The organism is Mycobacterium sp. 852002-50816_SCH5313054-b (genome assembly GCF_001667185.1).
Classification (GTDB): domain Bacteria; phylum Actinomycetota; class Actinomycetes; order Mycobacteriales; family Mycobacteriaceae; genus Mycobacterium.
This window is the reverse complement of the sequence record NZ_LZIC01000067.1, coordinates 1-14,849: the sequence shown is the minus strand read 5'-3', so window position 1 is coordinate 14,849 and position 14,849 is coordinate 1. Positions and strand designations below refer to the sequence as shown.

General features: G+C 69.1%; 14 protein-coding genes. 13 read left to right on the top strand and 1 reads right to left on the bottom strand.

The features are described 5' to 3' along the window. The first annotated feature begins 85 nt into the window (after positions 1-85). From A5787_RS14095 to A5787_RS14045, 11 genes are all read left to right on the top strand, one after another. Positions 86-841 (top strand): CoA transferase subunit A, encoded by a 756-nt coding sequence (locus tag A5787_RS14095; RefSeq protein ID WP_066967831.1) that lies wholly within the window; start codon positions 86-88, stop codon positions 839-841. Further along, the gene (locus tag A5787_RS14090; protein ID WP_066967717.1) at positions 838-1,482 is read left to right on the top strand and encodes a 3-oxoacid CoA-transferase subunit B; all 645 of its coding nucleotides are present in this window, start codon (positions 838-840) and stop codon (positions 1,480-1,482) included. The genes A5787_RS14095 and A5787_RS14090 overlap by 4 nt, the downstream gene beginning before the upstream one ends. Then, on the top strand, positions 1,479-3,065 hold the full coding sequence (locus A5787_RS14085; RefSeq protein WP_066967710.1) for a carboxyl transferase domain-containing protein: 1,587 nt from the start codon (positions 1,479-1,481) through the stop codon (positions 3,063-3,065). The genes A5787_RS14090 and A5787_RS14085 overlap by 4 nt, the downstream gene beginning before the upstream one ends. Before the next feature lie 2 nt (positions 3,066-3,067). Beyond that, the gene (locus A5787_RS14080) at positions 3,068-5,050 is read left to right on the top strand and encodes an acetyl/propionyl/methylcrotonyl-CoA carboxylase subunit alpha (protein ID WP_066967836.1); all 1,983 of its coding nucleotides are present in this window, start codon (positions 3,068-3,070) and stop codon (positions 5,048-5,050) included. Further along, a complete protein-coding gene (locus A5787_RS14075) occupies positions 5,047-6,213 on the top strand; it encodes an acyl-CoA dehydrogenase family protein (RefSeq protein ID WP_066967709.1) in 1,167 nt (388 codons plus the stop codon). The genes A5787_RS14080 and A5787_RS14075 overlap by 4 nt, the downstream gene beginning before the upstream one ends. Further along, positions 6,210-6,701, top strand: coding sequence for a MaoC family dehydratase (locus A5787_RS14070; protein ID WP_066967707.1), 492 nt, complete (start codon positions 6,210-6,212; stop codon positions 6,699-6,701). Before A5787_RS14075 ends, A5787_RS14070 begins: the two co-directional genes overlap by 4 nt. After that, positions 6,701-7,522 (top strand): CoA ester lyase, encoded by an 822-nt coding sequence (locus A5787_RS14065; RefSeq protein WP_066967705.1) that lies wholly within the window; start codon positions 6,701-6,703, stop codon positions 7,520-7,522. Before A5787_RS14070 ends, A5787_RS14065 begins: the two co-directional genes overlap by 1 nt. 128 nt (positions 7,523-7,650) lie before the next feature. After that, entirely contained in the window at positions 7,651-8,742 is a 1,092-nt protein-coding gene (gene pdhA / locus A5787_RS14060) for a pyruvate dehydrogenase (acetyl-transferring) E1 component subunit alpha (RefSeq protein ID WP_066967702.1), read from the top strand. Next, on the top strand, positions 8,739-9,770 hold the full coding sequence (bkdB, locus tag A5787_RS14055) for a 3-methyl-2-oxobutanoate dehydrogenase subunit beta (RefSeq protein ID WP_066967693.1): 1,032 nt from the start codon (positions 8,739-8,741) through the stop codon (positions 9,768-9,770). Before pdhA ends, bkdB begins: the two co-directional genes overlap by 4 nt. Next, positions 9,767-10,906, top strand: coding sequence for a dihydrolipoamide acetyltransferase family protein (locus A5787_RS14050; RefSeq protein WP_066967687.1), 1,140 nt, complete (start codon positions 9,767-9,769; stop codon positions 10,904-10,906). Before bkdB ends, A5787_RS14050 begins: the two co-directional genes overlap by 4 nt. A 186-nt stretch (positions 10,907-11,092) precedes the next feature. Then, entirely contained in the window at positions 11,093-11,434 is a 342-nt protein-coding gene (locus A5787_RS14045; RefSeq protein ID WP_231993981.1) for a DUF4189 domain-containing protein, read from the top strand. Positions 11,435-11,540: 106 nt separating this feature from the next. Here the strand turns inward: A5787_RS14045 and A5787_RS14040 are convergent, their stop codons facing one another. Beyond that, positions 11,541-12,311, bottom strand: coding sequence for an enoyl-CoA hydratase (locus A5787_RS14040; protein WP_066967682.1), 771 nt, complete (start codon positions 12,309-12,311; stop codon positions 11,541-11,543). Between the two features lie 128 nt (positions 12,312-12,439). Between A5787_RS14040 and A5787_RS14035 the strand changes: the two genes are divergently transcribed. Further along, complete coding sequence (locus tag A5787_RS14035; protein ID WP_066967680.1) at positions 12,440-12,688, top strand: hypothetical protein; 249 nt, start codon at positions 12,440-12,442, stop codon at positions 12,686-12,688. A gap of 248 nt (positions 12,689-12,936) precedes the next feature. Continuing rightward, positions 12,937-14,849 (top strand): AMP-binding protein (locus A5787_RS14030; protein ID WP_156763945.1); only part of this gene is annotated, 1,913 nt, incomplete at its 3' end.

The following is a 14,849-nucleotide window of genomic DNA, read 5'->3' as shown; positions in this document are numbered from 1 at the left end:
TGGGCGCCCTGGACTCGGTGGTGCGAGCGATGGTACTCTCGGCTTAGTTAATGAAGATTAACTGAAATTGGAGGCGGCGGCGGCGATGGACAAGGTGGTGACCTCACCTACAGCGCCTGCCGACGCCGTGGCCGACATAACCGACGGGTCGTCCCTGGCGGTCGGGGGATTCGGGTTCTGCGGCATCCCCGAGGCGCTGATCGCGGCGCTGGTCGACAGCGGCGTCCGCGATCTCGAGACGGTGTCCAACAACTGCGGCGGCTACGGTGTCGGGCTGGAAGCACTGTTGCACCACAAGCGAATTCGCCGCGCCGTCGCCTCGTACGTCGGTGACAACAAGGAGTTCGCCCGCCAATTCCTCGCCGGTGAACTGGAAGTGGAGCTCACCCCGCAGGGCACGCTGGCGGAGCGGCTGCGCGCCGGTGGCGCGGGAATCCCGGCGTTCTACACGCCCGCGGGTGTCGGCACCTCGGTCGCCGACGGCGGCCTGCCGTGGCGCTACGACGGGTCCGGGGCGGTGGCGGTGATGTCGCCTGCGAAGGAGACCCGCGAGTTCGACGGCGTGACCTACGTTCTCGAGCGCGCGATCCGCACCGACTTCGCACTGGTGCACGCCTGGAAGGGCGACCGGCACGGCAACCTCGTCTACCGGGCGTCCGCCGCCAACTTCAATCCCGACTGCGCGACGGCGGGCAGGATCACCATCGCCGAGGTCGAACACCTCGTCGAGCCCGGGGAGATCGATCCGGCCGCGGTGCACACCCCGGGCGTCTTCGTGCACCGGGTCGTCCACGTGCCTGATCCCGCCAAGCCGATCGAGAAGGTCACGGTGCGCCCGTGAGCTGGAGCAGGGAGGGCCTGGCCGCCCGGGTGGCCGCCGAATTCGAGGACGGCCAATACGTCAATCTCGGCATCGGCATGCCCACGCTGATCCCGAACCACATCCCCGACGGCGTCACCGTCGTCATCCACTCGGAAAACGGGATACTCGGTGTCGGGCCGTATCCGCGGGCCGAGGACGTCGACGCGGATCTGATCAACGCGGGCAAGGAGACCGTCACGACGATGCCGGGCGCGGCGTTCTTCGGCTCCTCGACCTCGTTCGGCATCATTCGCGGCGGGCACCTCGACATCGCGGTGCTTGGGGCCATGCAGGTTTCGGCCACCGGCGACCTCGCCAACTGGATGATCCCGGGAAAGATGGTCAAGGGCATGGGCGGCGCGATGGACCTGGTGCACGGCGCCCGTAAGGTCATCGTGATGATGGAGCACACCGCGCGGGACGGCACGCCGAAAGTCGTTGAGCGGTGCATCCTTCCGCTGACCGGCGTGGGTTGTGTCGACCGCATCATCACCGACCTCGCCGTCATCGACGTGTGCGACGACGGCCTGCGCCTCGTCGAAACCGCCCCCGAGGTCTCCGTCGACGAGGTGCTGGCCAAAACCGAACCGCCCCTTGCGCTGACCGGGAGGCACACATGAGCACCGCCGTCAGGACCGCGCCGTCGTTCGCCGATGAGCATCGGCGGCTGGTCGCCGAACTGAACGCCAAGCTGGCGGCCGCGGCGTTGGGCGGCAACGAACGCGCGCGGGAGCGCCACGTCAGCCGCGGCAAGCTGCTACCCCGCGAACGGGTGGATCGCCTGCTCGACCCGGGCAGCCCGTTTTTGGAGCTGGCCCCGCTGGCCGCCAACGGGATGTACGACGAGGAGTCGCCGGGGGCCGGGATCATCACCGGGATCGGCCGGGTGTCAGGGCGCGAGTGCGTGATCGTCGCGAACGACGCGACCGTCAAGGGCGGCACCTACTACCCGATGACGGTCAAGAAACACCTGCGCGCGCAGGAGGTCGCGCTGCAGAATCGGCTGCCGTGCATCTACCTCGTCGACTCCGGCGGCGCCTTCCTGCCGCGCCAGGACGAGGTCTTCCCCGACCGCGAGCACTTCGGGCGCATCTTCTATAACCAGGCGACCATGAGCGCCAAGGAAATCCCGCAGGTGGCCGCCGTTCTCGGCTCGTGCACCGCGGGCGGCGCCTACGTGCCGGCGATGAGCGACGAGGCCGTCATCGTCCGCGAGCAGGGCACCATCTTTCTGGGGGGCCCGCCCCTGGTGAAAGCCGCCACCGGCGAGATCGTCTCGGCCGAGGAACTCGGGGGCGGTGACCTGCATTCACGCGTTTCCGGGGTCACCGACCACCTCGCAGACGACGACGAGCACGCGCTGCGCATCGTCCGCTCGATCGCGGCTACCTTCGGCCCCCGTGAGCCCGGCCAATGGGAGGTGCAGCCCTCGATCGAGCCCAAGCACGCGCAGTCCGAGCTCTACGACATCGTGCCGCCCGATCCGCGCGTGCCCTACGACGTGCACGAGGTCATCGTGCGACTGGTCGACGGCAGCGAGTTCAGCGAATTCAAGGCCAATTACGGCAAGACGCTGGTGACCGCCTTCGCGCGCATCCACGGCCATCCCGTCGGCATCGTCGCCAACAACGGCGTGCTGTTCAGCGAATCTGCTTTGAAGGGCGCGCATTTCATCGAGCTGTGCGACAAGCGCAAGATCCCGCTGCTGTTTTTGCAGAACATCGCCGGGTTCATGGTCGGCCGCGACTACGAGGCCGGCGGCATTGCCAAGCATGGCGCCAAGATGGTCACCGCCGTGGCCTGTGCGCGGGTGCCCAAGCTGACCGTCGTGATCGGCGGATCCTATGGTGCGGGCAACTATTCGATGTGCGGGCGGGCGTATTCGCCGCGCTTCCTGTGGATGTGGCCCAACGCCCGGATCTCGGTGATGGGTGGCGAGCAGGCCGCGTCGGTGCTGGCGACCGTGCGCGGCGAACAGCTGACCGCGGCCGGCGAGCCGTGGTCAGCCGACGAAGAGGAGGCGTTCAAGGCACCCATCCGCCAGCAATACGAGGACCAGGGCAACCCGTACTACTCCACGGCGCGCCTCTGGGACGACGGCATCATCGACCCGGCCGATACCAGAACGATTCTGGGACTTGCTCTTTCGGCGTGCGCCCACGCTCCGCTGGAACCGGTCTCCTACGGCGTATTCCGGATGTGAAGATGTTCGACACCGTATTAGTGGCCAACCGCGGCGAAATCGCCGTGCGGGTGATCCGCACCCTGCGCCGGCTCGGCATCCGATCGGTCGCCGTCTACAGCGACCCCGACGCCACCGCGCGCCACGTGCTCGAGGCCGACACGGCCGTGCGCCTGGGCCCCGCCGCCGCGCGGGAAAGCTACCTCGACATCGGCAAGGTGATCGACGCCGCGGTGCGCACCGGGGCGCAGGCGATCCACCCGGGCTACGGGTTCCTCTCGGAGAACGCGCATTTCGCCGCGGCCTGCGAGCGCGCCGGCGTCGTGTTCCTGGGGCCGCCGGCGCGGGCCATCGAGGTGATGGGCGACAAGATCACCGCCAAGAACGCCGTGGCCGCCTTCGACGTGCCGGTGGTGCCGGGTGTGGCCAAGCCGGGGTTGACCGACGACGAGCTCGTCGGGGCGGCCGAGGAGGTCGGCTACCCGGTGCTGATCAAGCCGTCGGCCGGCGGCGGCGGCAAGGGCATGCGGCTGGTGGACGAGCCGGCGCGGCTGCGCGAGGCGCTGGTCAGCGCCCGACGCGAGGCCGGCTCCTCGTTCGGCGACGACACGCTGTTTGTGGAGCGGTTCGTGTTGCGGCCCAGGCACATCGAGGTGCAGGTGCTCGCCGACGCCCATGGCAACGTGGTCCACCTGGGCGAGCGCGAGTGCAGCCTGCAGCGGCGCCACCAGAAGGTCATCGAGGAGGCGCCCTCGCCGCTGCTCGATGCCGAGACGCGCGCCCGCATCGGGGCCGCGGCCTGCAACACCGCCCACAGCGTCGACTACGTCGGCGCCGGCACGGTCGAGTTCATCGTCTCCGCGGCTCGTCCCGACGAATTCTTCTTCATGGAGATGAACACCCGCCTGCAGGTGGAACACCCGGTCACCGAGGCGGTCACCGGCCTGGACCTGGTGGAGTGGCAGCTGCGGGTCGCGGCCGGAGAAAAGCTCGCGTTCGCCCAGGACGACATCGAATTGCGCGGCCATGCGATCGAGGCTCGCGTCTACGCCGAGGACCCGGCACGCGGCTTCCTGCCCACCGGCGGCCGGGTGCTGCAGGTGTCCGAACCGGTCGGCGCCGGCGTGCGGGTGGACTCGTCACTGCTGTCCGGCACGCTGGTGGGCAGCGACTACGACCCGATGCTGAGCAAGGTGATCGCCCACGGGGACGATCGCGACGAGGCGCTCGCGAGACTCGATCGCGCGCTGGGGCAAACGGTGATCCTGGGCGTGCAGACCAACGTCGAATTCCTCCGGTTCCTGCTCGCCGACGACCGGGTGCGCGCCGGCGACCTGGACACCGCGCTGCTGGACGAGCGGCTGGCGGACTTCGCGCCGGCCCCGGCGCCCGACGACGTGCTCGCCGCCGGCGGCCTCTACCGCCAGTGGGCATTGGCTGTCAGGGCCCGGGGCAACCCGTGGGCGGCGCCGACCGGATGGCGGGTCGGCGGCGGCGCGGCCCCGGTGCGCACCAACATGCAGACGCCGCTGCGCAGCGAGACGGTGTCGGTGTGGGGGCCGCCCGACGCGGCCAGGGTGCAGGTCGGCGGCGGCGAGATCGGTTCCGCCAGTGTGGAACTCGACGGCACGCGGATGGGCGTGACGCTGGACGGGCTGCGCCGCGAATACTGGTGGGCCGAGGCCGACCAGCACCTGTGGATCGCCGACGAGCGGGGGACCTGGCACCTGCGTGAGGCCGAGGAACACAAGATTCACCGCGCGACCGGGGCGCAGCAAGCCGAGATCGTGAGCCCGATGCCCGGCAACGTGATTGCGGTGCAGGCCGAATCCGGCGCCGAGGTCGCCGAAGGCGACGTGGTGGTGGTCGTCGAGGCGATGAAGATGGAACATTCGCTGGCCGCACCGGTTTCGGGGCGGGTGGAGGTGCTGGTCTCCGTCGGCGACCAAGTGACGGTGGACCAGGTGCTGGCCCGGCTGAGTGAAGAAAGCAAGGACGAGACATGACGACATCCATTACCGCGGGGACCCTGCCCAAGGAGTACGAGGACCTTCGCGACACGGTGGCCGACTTCGCGCGCACCGTCGTCGCGCCGGTGTCGGCCAAACACGATGAGGAGCACAGGTTCCCGTACGAGGTCGTCGCCAAGATGGCCGAGATGGGCCTGTTCGGCCTGCCGTTCCCGGAGGAGTACGGCGGCATGGGCGGCGACTACTTCGCGCTGGCGCTGGCGCTCGAGGAGCTCGGGAAGGTCGACCAGTCAGTAGCCATCACGCTGGAGGCCGGCGTCGGCCTCGGCGCGATGCCGATCTACCGGTTCGGTACCGAGGAGCAGAAACAGAAATGGCTCCCGGACCTCACGGCCGGCCGGGCGCTCGCCGGCTTCGGGCTCACCGAACCGGGCGCCGGTTCGGACGCGGGCGCCACCCGCACCACCGCCCGCCTCGACGACGGCGAGTGGGTGATCAACGGCACCAAGCAATTCATCACCAACTCCGGCACCGACATCACGTCGCTGGTCACCGTCACCGCGGTCACCGGAACCCTCGCGGGCGACAGGAAGGAGATCTCGACGATCATCGTGCCCAGCGGCACACCGGGTTTCACCGTCGAACCGGTCTACAACAAGGTCGGCTGGAACGCATCGGACACCCACCCGCTGACCTTCGCCGACGCCCGCGTCCCGGAGGAGAACCTGCTGGGTGCCCGCGGCACCGGCTACGCGAACTTCCTGTCCATCCTGGATGAGGGCCGCATCGCGATCGCCGCGCTGGCGACCGGGGTGGCGCAGGGCTGCGTCGACGAAAGCGTCAAGTACGCCAAGGAACGCCAGTCGTTCGGCCAGCCGATCGGCTCCTACCAGGCGATCAGCTTCAAGATCGCGCGGATGGAGGCCCGGGCCCACGTCGCGCGCACCGCGTACTACGAGGCGGCCGCGAAGATGTTGGCGGGCAAGCCCTTCAAGAAGGAGGCGGCGATCGCGAAGATGATCTCGTCGGAGGCCGCGATGGACAACGCCCGCGACGCCACCCAGATCCACGGCGGCTACGGATTCATGAACGAGTACCCGGTGGCGCGCCACTACCGCGACAGCAAGATCCTGGAGATCGGGGAAGGGACCACCGAGGTGCAACTGATGCTCATCGCGCGATCGCTGGGACTCTCATGACCGACCGCAAGTCGATTATCCAGCGGGGCTTGTGGTTTGAGGAGTTCGAGGTCGGCACGACCTACCTGCACCGGCCCGGCCGCACCGTCACCGAGGCCGACAACGTGTTGTTCACCACGCTGACGATGAACACCCAATCGCTGCACCTCGACGCGGCGTGGGCCGCCGAGCAGCCCGGCTTTCGGGGCGAGCGGCTGGTCAACTCGATGTTCACCCTCTCCACGCTGGTGGGCTTGTCGGTGACGCAGCTGACGCTCGGCACCATCGTCGCCAACCTCGGCTTCTCCGAGGTGTCGTTCCCCAAGCCTGTCTTCCACGGCGACACCCTGTACGCCGAAACCGTGTGCACGGACACGCGCGAGTCGAAGAGCCGGCCGGGCGAAGGCATCGTCACCCTCGAGCACACCGGCCGCAACCAGCACGGCGACGTGGTGGCGCGCGCGGTGCGGACCACGCTGGTGCAAAAGCGACCCGCGGGAGAGCCGTGATGGATCTGCGTAACGTGGGACCCGGCTGGCTGTTCTGCCCGGCCGACCGCCCCGAGCGTTTCGCCAAGGCCGCCGCGGCCGCCGATGTGGTGATCCTCGACCTCGAGGACGGCGTGGCCGAGGCGGACAAGCCCGCCGCCCGCAAGGCGCTGCGGGACACCCCGCTGGATCCCGAGCGGACCGTGGTGCGGATCAATGCGGCCGACACCGGCGAGCACGCCCGCGACCTGGACGCGCTGGCCGACACCGCGTACACGACGGTGATGCTCTCCAAGACCGAATCGGCCGCGCAGGTGAGCGCGCTCGCGCCCCGCGACGTCGTCGCGCTGATCGAGACCCCGCGCGGCGCCGTGTTCGTCGCCGAGATCGCCGGGGCCGAGGGCACCGCCGCCCTGATGTGGGGCGCCGAGGACCTGGTCGCCACGCTCGGCGGCAGCTCCAGCCGGCTGGCCGACCGCACCTATCGCGACGTCGCCCGGCACGTCCGGTCGGCGACCCTGCTCGCGGCGGCGGCGTTCGACCGCATCGCGCTCGACGCCGTGCACCTGGACATCCGCGACATCGAGGGCCTGCGGGCCGAGGCCGACGACGCCGTCGCCGTGGGGTTCGACGGGACCGTCTGCATCCACCCCAGCCAGGTCCCGGTCGTGCGCGAGGCGTACCGGCCCACCGAGGAAAAGCTGGAATGGGCACGCCGGGTGTTGGCGGCGGCGCGGTCCGAACGCGGGGTGTTCGCCTTCGAAGGGCAGATGGTCGATTCGCCGGTGCTCAAGCACGCCGCGATGTTGCTGCGGCGGTCGGGGGAGCCCGCGTCCAGCTAGGGCGCGACACGCTTGCGCCTCGGCCGTGATCAACGCGGTGTCTTCGTATTTGGGCGCATAATGGGGGATACGCCAGTCTCGCGTCGAGTGGAGACTTTCGTGTAGCCGGCGATCGCCAAGGAGGCGGTATGGCGGATATGTCTCAGACGCCGATGACCGTCGACCTCGACCCGGTGCAACTCATCGCCGCCGACGGCACTCCGACTTCCGAAAGCCGTTACGGCCGCGGCCTTCCGCCGGAAACCCTGTGCTGGCTGTACGAGATGATGGTGGTCACCCGCGAACTGGACACCGAGTTCGTCAACCTGAAGCGCCAGGGGCAACTGGCGCTGTTCGCCTCGTGCCGTGGCCAGGAAGCCGCCCAGGTCGGGGCCACCGCCTGCCTGCGCAAGACGGACTGGCTGTTTCCCCAATACCGCGAGCTCGGCGCGTATCTGGTGCGCGGCATCCCGCCCGGACACGTCGGGGCGGCGTGGCGCGGGACGTGGCACGGGGGGCTGGATTTCACCAAGAAATGCTGCGCCCCGATGTCGATTCCGATCGGCACCCAGACCCTGCACGCCGTCGGCGCGGCGATGGCCGCGCAACGCCTGGGCGAGGATTCGGTGACGGTGGCCTTCCTCGGCGACGGCGCCACCAGCGAGGGCGACGTGCACGAGGCGCTGAACTTCGCGGCCGTGTTCGTCGCGCCGTGCGTGTTCTATGTGCAGAACAACCAGTGGGCGATCTCGGTGCCGGTGTCCAAACAGACCGCCGCGCCTTCCCTCGCGCACAAGGCGATTGGCTACGGGATGCCCGGCATCAGGGTGGACGGCAACGACGTGCTGGCGTGCTACGCGGTGACAGCCGAGGCCGCCGCCCGCGCCCGCGCCGGTGGCGGCCCGACGTTGATCGAGGCGGTCACCTACCGGCTCGGTCCGCACACCACCTCCGACGATCCGAGCCGTTACCGCACACAGGACGAAGTGGACCGGTGGGCGGCGCTGGACCCGATCCCGCGCTACTGCGCCTACCTGCGGGGCCAGGGGCTGTGGTCGGAACGCCTGGAGCAACGGATCGCCGCGCGGGCAACGCGGATGCGGGCCGAATTGCGTGACGCCGTCTTTGATGCGCCCGACTTCGACGTCGACGAGGTGTTCACCACGGTGTACGCCGAGATCACGCCCGGGTTGCAGGCGCAGCGCCAGCAGCTGCTGGCCGAGCTGGGGCGGCTCGAATGACCCAGCTCGAGGACCGCCCGGCGGCCCCGGCCCGCGACGCGCCCGCCGCGCTGCCGTTGACCATGGTGCAGGCGCTCAACCGCGCGCTGCACGACGCGATGGCGGCCGACGACCGCGTCCTGGTGTTCGGCGAGGATGTCTCGGTGGAGGGCGGGGTGTTCCGGGTCACCGAGGGCCTGGCCGAAACATTCGGCGAGGCGCGGTGTTTCGACACGCCGCTGGCCGAATCCGCCATCATCGGCATCGCGGTCGGGCTGGCGCTGCGCGGCTTCGTGCCGGTGCCCGAGATCCAGTTCGACGGATTCTCCTACCCGGCCTTCGATCAGGTGGTCAGCCATCTGGCCAAGTACCGCACCCGCACCCGCGGCGAGATCAACATGCCGGTCACGGTCCGGATCCCGTCGTTCGGCGGAATCGGTGCGGCCGAGCATCATTCGGACTCCACCGAGTCCTACTGGGCGCATACCGCCGGCTTGAAGGTGGTGGTGCCGTCCAGCCCGGCCGACGCCTACTGGCTGCTTCGCCACTCGATCGCCTGCCCCGACCCGGTGATGTACCTGGAGCCGAAGCGGCGCTACCAGGGGCGCGGCGAGGTCGACACCACCCGGCCCGAACCGCCCATCGGGCAGGCCATGGTGCGCCGGCCCGGCCGCGACGTTACCGTCGTGACGTACGGCAGCCTGGTGAACACCGCCGTCGCCACCGCGGAAGAGGCGCAGCGCCAGCGTGATTGGAGCCTGGAGATCATCGACCTCCGGTCGCTGGTTCCGCTGGACTTCGACACCGTCGCCGCCTCGATCAACCGGACCGGGCGCTGCGTGGTGCTGCACGAGGGGCCGCGCAGCCTGGGCTACGGCGCCGGCCTGGCCGCGCGCATCCAGGAGGAGATGTTCTACGAGCTGGAGGCACCGGTATTGCGCGCCTGCGGTTTCGACACGCCCTACCCGCCGGCGCGGTTGGAGGGATTGTGGTTGCCGGGACCCGACCGGCTGCTGGACTGCGTCGAACGCGCGTTGGGAATGCCATGAGCACCGACGACCGGGTGATGTCGTTCCGGGTTCCCGACCTCGGCGAAGGGCTCGAAGAGGTGACCGTGTCGTGCTGGTATGTCGAGGCCGGCGCCGACGTCGAGCTCAACCAGGTGTTGTGTTCGGTGGAGACCGCCAAGGCCGAGGTCGAGATCCCGAGCCCGTACGCCGGGCGGATCGTCGAAACCAACGGCGCTGAAGGCGATGTGCTGAAGGTCGGCGCGGTGCTGGTCCGCATCGACACCGCACCCGGCCAGGCCGCGGTGCCCACGCTCGTCGGCTATGGCGCCGACGCGGGCATCGACGCCAGCCGACGGACCGGCCGGCCGCTCGCCGCCCCACCGGTGCGCAAGCTTGCCAAGGAGCTTGCCGTCGATCTCGCCGCGCTGCGGCGCAGCGGGGATGAGGTGATCACCCGCGCGGACGTGCTGGCGGCCGCGCACGGGACGGCGGACGACGTTCGGCCGGTCCGCGGCGTGCACGCCAGGATGGCGGAGAAGATCGCGTTGTCCCACCGGGAGATCCCGGCGGCGGCAGCCGGCGTCGACGTGGATTGCACCGCGCTGCTGCGACTTAGCGACGGTTCCGGGGACCGGGAGATCTCGCCGTTCGTGCTGACGCTTCGGCTGCTTGTTATCGCCCTGAGCCACAACACGATTCTCAACTCGACGTGGGTCGACTCGCCCGAAGCGCCGGAGTTGCACGTCCGTCGGTGCGTGCATCTGGGGTTCGGTGTGGCCACCGAACGCGGGCTGCTGGTGCCGGTGATCGTGGATGCGCAGAAGATGACCACACGCGAATTGGCCGGCCGCACGACGGAATTGATCAAAGGCGCCCGCGAGGGCACCCTGACGCCCGCCGAACTAACGGGCTCCACCTTTACCGTGTCGAACTTCGGGGCGCTCGGCCTGGACGACGGCGTGCCGGTGATCAACCACCCGGAAGCGGCCATCCTGGGCATGGGGGCGATCAGGCCGCGTCCGGTGGTCGTCGGGGGTGAGGTTGTGGTGCGCTCGACGATGGCGCTGACGTGCGTGTTCGACCACCGCGTCGCCGACGGCGCCCAGGTGGCGCGGTTCCTTTGTAAGCTGAGGGATTTGATCGAGGCTCCCGAGATCGCGCTGCTGGACCTCTAGCGGGCCCTCGGCTCCTCGCGCAAACGCGCACGTCAACGCGGACGGACGCCTGGCTGATGTCGCGCCGGAAGCCGCGACGGGGGACAATCGTCTCCGTGCGTTGACCTGCGCCACTACGACGCAGCGCGAAGGAAGAGGGCGGGGAAGCGCCATGAAGAAACCGCAGCGGTAGCGATCGCGATCGGCGTGGCGTTCGCTGCGGCGCCGTTCGCTCATGCCGACGACCCGTGGATTGCGGAGGCGATCTCGGACTCCACCGGGCAGATCAGGTTCACCGCCGGAGGAAGCAGCCAGTCCGACGCCATTCAGACCGTGATGTCGGCATGTCGCAAGACAATCAGCGACTGTCGTCTTCTGGCCAGCGGGCAGGGTGGGTGCGTAGCGATAGCCATGAATGCCGCCAACACCAAGTACTACGGCGGCTGGGGTCCAACACGCGATGACGCGGAGGCGGCGGCACTGGCTACCGCCAAGGGCGGAACGGTCCAAAAAGACCACACCCACTGCTCAGGAGACCCCACGAGCTAAGGGGGGCCGGATCGAGTCGCCCTAGACCGCGTGCGCCGAAACATAAGCCACTGCGACGCCGCCCGGCGTGTCTTCGCCACTGGTTATGTGTCGCGCCCAGCGTCGTCTATCGGCGTCGCGCCGCGACCAATCTGCTTGCGAATTCCGGGGATTGGATGGAGGCCGCCTGCGGCCCGAGCTCGGTGCGCAGGGCGAGGTCGTGTTGCTCGCTGTCCAGCGTTCCCGGGTTGATCGTGGCCCGCATCGTCGCCTTGGTCGCCAGCACCACCTCGCGGGGAGCCGCGGCCGGCCCCGCGGCCAGTTCCAGCGCAGCGGCGACCGGGTCGTCGGCGATGCTGAGCGCCAGGCCGTGCCGCACAGCGGATTCGGCGTCGAAGCGTATCCCGAACAGCAATGCCGCTCGCGCCACCTGCGGACCGACCGCGCGCTGCAGCATCCACGTCGCGCCCCCGCCGGGATGCAGGCCCAGCTTCTGGAAGCGGGCGTCGAACAACGCGTGCGGCCCGGCGATGCGCACGTCGGCGGCCAGCGCCAGGTTCAGGCCCGCGCCGACGGCCGCGCCGTTGACTGCCGCGATCGTCGGTAACCGGCAGTTGCCGACGGCCATGAAGCCGTCGTAGAGCCGCTGCAGCCCCGACTCCGCCGCCCCGCCGCCGGCGGCGCCCAGGGCGCTGAGGTCGGCGCCGGCGCAAAAAGCCTTGCCGGCGCCCGTGACCACGACGGCGTGCACGTCGGGATCGGCTTCGGCCCGCTCGACGGCGGACCGCAGCAGCGCCGACATCTCGTCGGTGAGGGCGTTGCGCCGGTCGGGGTCGTTCACGGTGATGAGCGCGACGCGAGCGTCGACGCTGTACAGGACGGGATCGGGCTGGGTCATCGGTACCTAAGGGTACTTGGCGGGCTGACCGGCGCGAACGACCGCCAAGAATCCCTGGAGAATCCCTCAAGCCCGCCCGCCGATGCTCGAGTCGACCACCGATCCGGCATCTGACACGAGGAGCAGCCATGCGCACCGCGGCGGAGAAGAAGGCGAACAGGAAACTCGGATACCTCCGACTGGCGATGGTCTCTTCCGCGACGGCCGTCCTCATCGCGCTCGGGATGGGTGTCGCCTACGTCAACACCCCGTCTGCGGGCCACCCGTGCGCGGTGCCCAACGCCACCATCCATGACGCGGCCGGACGCACGATGTGGTGCGGCCCGGCGACGTCAGCAGGCGAGGGCGCGGTCTGGCAGTACGCGCAGGCTTCCTAAGCGCGACACGGCTGCCAGGGCAAACGTACTTACGCCGGCGGTTTACCCAGCCGGACCTTGAAAAATCTGGGAACGCCTGTTTTCAGTGTCACCGTCCTTGGTGCGGTTCGCAGATTGCAGTCAACGCGGTTGCTATGCAAGCTATTTCGACGCACCCGGCCTTGTCTGACGCGCGTCTGACTACCGCCGGATCGCGGCCAATCGCCGGTTTCGGCGACGCTCCCTCCGTTCCTCGGTATCGTCAAGCCGTGCTCGAGACTTCGATCCCCGCTGTGCTGCGCGAGCGGGCCCTGCTGCGGCCCGATGAGACGGCGTTTACCTTCGTCGACTACGAGCAGGACCCGGCGGGGGTCGCCGAAAGCCTGACGTGGTCGCAGCTGTATCGGCGAACCCTGAACGTCGCACGGGCGCTCCAAACTTGCGGGTCAAACGGCGACCGGGCCGTGGTATTGGCGCCGCAAGGACTCGAGTACCTGCTCTCCTTCCTCGGCGCGCTGCAGGCCGGTCAGATCGCGGTCCCGCTGCCGCTTCCGCTGCGGGGCGCCGGCGACGAGCGGGTCAGTTCGGTCCTGCTGGACGCGTCGCCGTCGTCCATCCTCACGACCTCGCCCGTCGCGGGCGACATCGCCGAGTACATCCAGTCGAAGCCCGGCGAGCGCGCGCCGTCGCTCATCGAGGTCGATCTGCTGGACCTTGACTCCGAGCCAGGAACCGCCGCCGCGGCCGAGAACCTGCCGAGCGTCGCGCATCTGCAATACACCTCCGGCTCGACCCGCACGCCGGCGGGAGTCGTCGTCTCGCACAAGAACATTCAGGTCAACTGCCAACAGATCATGGCCTCCTACTACGAGGACGGCATCGCTCCGCCGGACACCACGGTGGTGTCGTGGCTGCCGTTCTTCCACGACATGGGCCTGATCCTGAGCATTGCCTTCCCGATCATGGCGGGATTTCGCAGCGTGCTCACCAGCCCGCCGGCGTTCCTGCAGCGACCCGCGCGCTGGATGCAGTTGCTGGCCAGCAACCCGCACGCGTTTTCGGCCGGGCCGAACATCGCCTTCGAATTGGCGGCACGGAAAACGTCGGACGACGACCTGGCCGGGCTTGACCTCGGGGGCGTGCGCAACATCCTCAATGGCGCCGAACGCGTCAACCCCCCCACGCTGCGACGCTTCGCCGAGCGGTTCGCCCGCTTCAACCTTCGCCCCGAGGCGTTGCGGCCCTCATACGGCCTCGCCGAAGCCACGCTGTTGGTGGCAACGCTGGACACGGGTCGACCACCGGAGACCGTGTTCTTCGAATCCGAGACACTGACCGCCGGCGAGGCGGTGCGGTGCGCAAGCGGAGAAGGCATACCGCTGGTCAGTTACGGCATGCCGAAGACGCAGCCGGTGCGCATCGTCGACCCCGAGACCCGTATCGAGTGCCCGCCGGGGACGGTCGGCGAGATCTGGGTACACGGCGACAACGTCTGTTCCGGCTACTGGCAAAAACCAGAAGAGAGCGAACGCACCTTCGGCGCAACGCTCGTCAATCCGCCGGCCGGCACGCCCGAAGCGCCGTGGCTGAGAACGGGAGACCTCGGCTTCTTCTCCGACGGCGAGCTGTTCATCGTCGGCCGCATCAAGGACCTCCTGATCGTCTACGGACGCAACCACGCTCCCGACGACATCGAGGCGACGATCCAGGAAATCACCGCGGGCCGCGTCGTGGCGATAGCGGTCCCGGACGACGACGGCGTCGAAAAGCTGGTCACCATCGTCGAATTCAAGGCCAGCGGCGATCCCGAAGAGGCCGCGGAGCGGCTGCACGCCGTCAGGCGCGAGATCACCGCGGCGATATCGAGGTCGCATGAACTGAGCGTGGCGGATCTCGTTCTGGTGCCGCCTCATTCGATTCCCCTCACCACCAGCGGCAAGGTGAGGCGGCGAGATTCCCTGCAGCGGTACCTGCGCAACGAGTTCACCCGCTGGGACGAGCCGGCCCGCCGGCCGGAGCCGCGCGCGGGCGAGGACACCGACGCGGGCACCGAGCCCGACTCGGATTGGGCGCAACGCCTGCGCACACTGAGCCAGCAGCAACATGACCTGCTGGTGGGCGTGGTGTGCGCGCAGGTGGCAACGGTGTTGGGCAATTCCAGCCCCCAGGACATCGATCCCGA

What these genes read in the sequence shown, in the direction of transcription:
- A5787_RS14085 (WP_066967710.1), top strand. Translation starts at nt 1,479, where the DNA reads ATGAGCACCGCCGTCAGGACCGCGCCGTCGTTCGCCGATGAGCATCGG.
- A5787_RS14070 (WP_066967707.1), top strand. Translation starts at nt 6,210, where the DNA reads ATGACCGACCGCAAGTCGATTATCCAGCGGGGCTTGTGGTTTGAGGAG.
- pdhA (WP_066967702.1), top strand. Translation starts at nt 7,651, where the DNA reads ATGGCGGATATGTCTCAGACGCCGATGACCGTCGACCTCGACCCGGTG.
- bkdB (WP_066967693.1), top strand. Translation starts at nt 8,739, where the DNA reads ATGACCCAGCTCGAGGACCGCCCGGCGGCCCCGGCCCGCGACGCGCCC.
- A5787_RS14035 (WP_066967680.1), top strand. Translation starts at nt 12,440, where the DNA reads ATGCGCACCGCGGCGGAGAAGAAGGCGAACAGGAAACTCGGATACCTC.
- A5787_RS14095 (WP_066967831.1), top strand. Translation starts at nt 86, where the DNA reads ATGGACAAGGTGGTGACCTCACCTACAGCGCCTGCCGACGCCGTGGCC.
- A5787_RS14040 (WP_066967682.1), bottom strand. Translation starts at nt 12,311, where the DNA reads ATGACCCAGCCCGATCCCGTCCTGTACAGCGTCGACGCTCGCGTCGCG.
- A5787_RS14080 (WP_066967836.1), top strand. Translation starts at nt 3,068, where the DNA reads ATGTTCGACACCGTATTAGTGGCCAACCGCGGCGAAATCGCCGTGCGG.
- A5787_RS14065 (WP_066967705.1), top strand. Translation starts at nt 6,701, where the DNA reads ATGGATCTGCGTAACGTGGGACCCGGCTGGCTGTTCTGCCCGGCCGAC.
- A5787_RS14075 (WP_066967709.1), top strand. Translation starts at nt 5,047, where the DNA reads ATGACGACATCCATTACCGCGGGGACCCTGCCCAAGGAGTACGAGGAC.
- A5787_RS14050 (WP_066967687.1), top strand. Translation starts at nt 9,767, where the DNA reads ATGAGCACCGACGACCGGGTGATGTCGTTCCGGGTTCCCGACCTCGGC.